Below are 683 nucleotides of genomic sequence, written 5' to 3' on the forward strand. Positions count from 1 at the left end.
TCGCAATCAGCACGAACTCGAAGAGCAGGTGCATGAAGGGTTGACCACCGACCGTCACGCCGAGGCTGTTGCCGGAGGTGAAGTCGAGTCCCGCCTCCTTGCCCGGCGGATGCTCCTGCTCGAAGTAGACCTCCTTCTCGGGGCCGTGCAGCGCTCGCCAGTCCCGGACGCGTCGCTGCATGGTTCGCAGTTGACCGATCGAGAAACGCTCTGGATCAGCATCGACGAGCAGCTGCATCAGCGTCTTGGCTTCGAGGTCGGCGCTGGTGTCGGCTTCGAGCAGCGGTTCGATCTTGGCTTCCCAGACGCCCTCGAAGGGGTCCTTGCGAGTTCGCCAGTCACGTGGTGACGCCTCGGTTTGGGACGGCAGCGAGCCCGTCTGCCACTTGCGTGCCGTTCGCACGCTCATCCCGGCCGCTGCTGCGGCGGTCTCCTGTGTTTGCCTTCGTTCATCTTGCTCCTGAGCAGCCGTACTTGTTCGTCCGTGACCACGCTGTGGGCTCCTGAGCCCCAGCGTCGCACGCGCGATTGGCTGGCCTGCACCGGCAGTTCTAGCCCTTGATCAAGCGCAGCGGGCCGAAGAGAAGCGAGCCACGCTCCGCAGACACAGGTTTCCGACTACGGGGGTCGGTGCTCCCCGCGGACCTCTTGTTTTTCGACCAGACCTCCTTCGTAGGGTGAGG

The 683-nt window shown here is 64.3% G+C and carries 1 protein-coding gene; it reads right to left on the reverse strand.

Going from position 1 to position 683, the window contains the following annotated elements; genetic code table 11:
* Positions 1-409, reverse strand: a 409-nt coding sequence (locus tag ENSA7_RS41540) for an IS21 family transposase (RefSeq protein ID WP_504823635.1), incomplete at its 3' end; no start/stop codon positions are given.
* Between the last annotated feature and the right edge of the window lie 274 nt (positions 410-683).

The sequence above is a fragment of the Enhygromyxa salina genome, from assembly GCF_002994635.1.
GTDB classification, from domain to species: domain Bacteria; phylum Myxococcota_A; class Polyangia; order Nannocystales; family Nannocystaceae; genus Plesiocystis; species Plesiocystis salina_B.